General features: G+C 27.6%; 4 protein-coding genes. 1 reads left to right on the forward strand and 3 read right to left on the reverse strand.

The window, feature by feature from the left end; genetic code table 4:
* Position 1: 1 nt before the first annotated feature.
* Complete coding sequence (locus tag D9R21_RS08675) at positions 2–136, forward strand: IS3 family transposase (RefSeq protein WP_126820873.1); 135 nt, start codon at positions 2–4, stop codon at positions 134–136.
* A gap of 45 nt (positions 137–181) precedes the next feature.
* Here D9R21_RS08675 and D9R21_RS04830 read toward each other — a convergent pair whose 3' ends face one another.
* From D9R21_RS04830 to D9R21_RS08415, 3 genes are all read right to left on the reverse strand, one after another.
* Entirely contained in the window at positions 182–1,723 is a 1,542-nt protein-coding gene (locus D9R21_RS04830) for a dicarboxylate/amino acid:cation symporter (RefSeq protein WP_126821324.1), read from the reverse strand.
* Positions 1,724–1,818: 95 nt separating this feature from the next.
* Positions 1,819–2,946, reverse strand: coding sequence for an ABC-2 transporter permease (locus D9R21_RS08410; RefSeq protein WP_241568776.1), 1,128 nt, complete (start codon positions 2,944–2,946; stop codon positions 1,819–1,821).
* Between the two features lie 24 nt (positions 2,947–2,970).
* The gene (locus D9R21_RS08415) at positions 2,971–3,672 is read right to left on the reverse strand and encodes a YhgE/Pip domain-containing protein (protein ID WP_241568777.1); all 702 of its coding nucleotides are present in this window, start codon (positions 3,670–3,672) and stop codon (positions 2,971–2,973) included.
* Positions 3,673–3,905 lie beyond the last annotated feature (233 nt).

A 3,905-nucleotide genomic window follows, 5' to 3' on the forward strand; every position in this document is an offset into this window, starting at 1 on the left:
TATAACAAAATACAAAAATTTTAATGAGCTAAAAAATATGATAGATAATTATATTGTTGAGTATAATAATTATAGAAGGGTTTTAAAATTAAAAATGCCTCCAATTCAATTTGAATTAAAAAGCATTTTAAATTAAAAAAATAATTCTCAGTTATTTGAAACTGTGCAAAGGAATAGGCCTTTATTCTTTGTTTTTTCTTTTTGCCCGTTTTCGTTTTTTTCGCAATCTTGACCATTTAAAAAGAATTAAGTCTTCATTTTCTAATGAATTAGTTAACTGAGCAGCAATTGTTGTTGCTTGTAATCCCCCCGCAACATTGACAGCTGTTCGTCCCATATCAAATAAACCATCTAGAGCACCAATAATTGCATAAACTGGCACATACAATGTTCCTAATCCAATTCCTCCTAAAACACCAGCAGTAACAACACTTGCTGTCCCTGGCACACCAGCAATTCCTAACGATGCGACAACTACTACCAATAAAACAATAAAGAAATTAGCAACAGTTAAATCATATAAACCAGCCGTTGAAATAAAAGAAACAATAATTCCTGCTTGTACACCTGCACAAGCAGTTAACCCCATTGTTGTGGTTAAAGGAGCAGATATTCCAACAAGATTCTCTTTTACTTTTATATCATCTTTTAAAACTTCCATTGTTACGGGTAAAGTTGCATTAGAAGATTGAGTTGTAAAACCCTGAATTACCGGTTTGATAGAAAACTTCCATCATTTAAATGGATTTACTCCTGATAATGTTAATAATAATGAATGCCAAATTAAAGCAATGATTAAACATAAATAACCAACTCCAACAATAATTCCAATGTGTGCTAAGTATCCAATTGGTCGTGAAATAATAGCATAAGTTATCATTGACATTACAGCATATGGCATTAATTTAATAATAAACATTAAACATGACATAATAACTGTTCATCAACGGTCAAAACCATCACGAATCTTTTGCATATCTTCTGGATGTCTCTTAGTTGATTTTTTAACAGCTAACCCAATTAAACCAGCAATTACCATTACGGGAATAATTGTTGCTAAAAGAAATGGTTGTACAAAATTAGACGGAACATAATTCCAAATAATTTCTGGCAATGGCTTTGATGCATCTTTTTCATAACTCCCACTTCCGGAAATTATAAATCCACTACCAATATTAAATGCAATCCCAATAAATAATGTAATAATAAACATTGCTGCAACATTTAATAATAAAATAGTAATTGTAATAATTGTTCCTCTTCGTGAAGATGCATCTTTTCCTGGTTTTGAAACAGCTCTTGCAATTGCTAAGAATACAACAGGAACAGTCATTAATAAAATTGCATTTAAGAAAATCATTCTAAATAAATTAACTCAAATTGAAAACTCATCTACTCATAAAACATAAATATTATTTGGAATAGTTTTATCCGGATTATTTTGATCTGGAATCCCTGGATTAATCATTGACCCTGATGGTTCCGTTGCATTATATGGGAAACCATTAATTGCTTGAATAATAATCCCAAAAATTAAACCAATTACTAACCCTAATAAAACACAAAAAATAAATCGCATTTTTGTTCTTTTAATTCAAAATCATAACAAAAACATCACTCCAAAGAAAATAATAATACTAATAAGTGATTGTCAGGTTGAAATTGATAAAAAATCATGCAATGGATTAATATTGTCTGAACTGAGTAATAAATTAAAATGCATTTGTCATACCTTTCTTGGAATAAATTGATAGTTTAATAATACATTTCAAACTATCATTAACAACAAAAGGATAAAATATTTAAAAATAAAATTAATTATTTATGCTGTTTTTTTAATTTATTTTTCTGTTGTTTTGTCGCTAATTGTGCAAAAACCTCTGATTTTATTAAAGTTTGTTCTTCTTTTGTCAAATAATTTAATGTACTAGTATTTTTTTTATAATCTTTAACACTATCAATATGATTCATTACTTCATAAATTACTTTTATCTTGAATGTCCCATATTTTATTTTTAAAAAACGATAATAGGTCCCTACTAACCCTATTGTAGCAAAAATAATAACTCAAATAAATAAAATTACCATATTTTTAATAATTTCAATTTGATATTCACTAATCCCTACAGTTGTTGGCGATGATAAACCATATATTATTGCTCCAATATTATGCAATCCATAGCGGAGGGGTGTTATATACGATAAAATATCAAAGAATTTTCCTTGCATAAAGGAAGGAAAAGTTCCTCAACCTGCTGATAAATTAATAATTAAGTAAACAACAGCAATAAAACGAGCCAACATTTCATCAGGAACTGCTAATCAAATTGAACAAATAATAATATTAAAAATTGATCCTAAAAATAAGAGCCATAGCCACAGTCAAACATAAACTGGCCCAATTTCGCCAAATCCTAAAATTAATAAGGAAAGCATCATTAATGTTACTTGAATCCAAGATGTTAATAACATTAATAACAATTTACTAAAATAGTGTTGGTAAAACAAAGTATTTTTCGTTCTTCCTTTACGGTCATACACAAATGTTTGCGTTAAAGCTCCAACTCAAATACCAATTAACATAAATAATTCACCCAAGCCAATTCCATACTGGTTATATTCACGGCCTTGCACATTATATGGAATATCAATTATATTACCAACATCCTTTAAATGTTTCCCTAACTCATCACTATTCGTAAAATATTTTTCTTTACTAACAACATTTTCTGCACCAAAAATAAATGAAAGCATTCTTCCTTTTACAATTCCATAAACTTTTAATAATGAATTAATAATTTTTCCTTGTTCTGTAGTTAACTTCCCTTCCGTTACTAATTTATTTGTTTCATCTATTAAATTTCTTGTATTAATTTTTTCAATATATTCTTGATAAACAGAACGGTTAACTGAACCATCTGGATTAGCTAAAATTGTATAAAGCATTGGTAAAATTAATTGTGGAACTGCTTAGCGAACAAAACTTTCTCGTAAATTTGTAAATGTTGTCGCAAAATAACCAATTAAAAAATTTTGTTTATAAATAGCCCAAAGATTAATTGGATTATTTATTATTCATGTAATATCTGTCAAAAACTGGTCAGCATCTAAAATATTGCTCCCAATATTGCGTAAAATACTAATTAAATGGCTTGAATAATGTTCTGGAATTCGTAATTGTACTCAATATTTATCAGTTGGATTAAAATCAGTTGCTTCATTTTTAAAATAATTTAATTTTAAAGTAATACTACTAATATTAATTTTAACATTATCATTTTCCTTATCATAATAATGTGGCCCCACAATAGCATTATCACTAATACTTGTATAACGTGCAATTTCATTTTCTTTAACGGTTGCTAAGCAAGTTGTTTCATCTTTTGCTGTTAAATAAAGAACTTCTGTTGCATTAGCAATTGATTGATCCTTATCATTTTTGGGTTTATAAATCACACATAAATTAGCATCACGATTAACAATTGCCATTGGAATTTGGTCAGTTTTAAGAAATGGATTTCAAAAAGCTCAAACACAAAAGAAGCCATATAAAAATGGCACAATACAAATTGCAATAAATTTTATAATGCGAGTTTTATCTTTAACTGTTTGTTGATGCCATTCTTTTTTAAAAACTTCTTTAAAAGTTGGTAATTTTTTTTTGGTATCCATAACTGTTCTCCTTAATTATCTTTACATAATACTATCCCGGTCCGTTTCTTCTAATTCAACAGTAAAAGTTTTTGCTTTATTTTTTTTAATTCGATTGTAAATTGTAAATGCAAATGTAGCACTTTATTGAAAAAAATAAAGTGCTTTTTATTTTGTAAAAATACTTATATTTATTGGATTAATCGTTAGATAGTATCTTTTACACTTAATAAAATAGGTTTTTTCTGAAAAAT

The organism is Spiroplasma endosymbiont of Megaselia nigra (assembly GCF_003987485.1).
GTDB lineage: Bacteria > Bacillota_I > Bacilli_A > Mycoplasmatales > Mycoplasmataceae > Spiroplasma.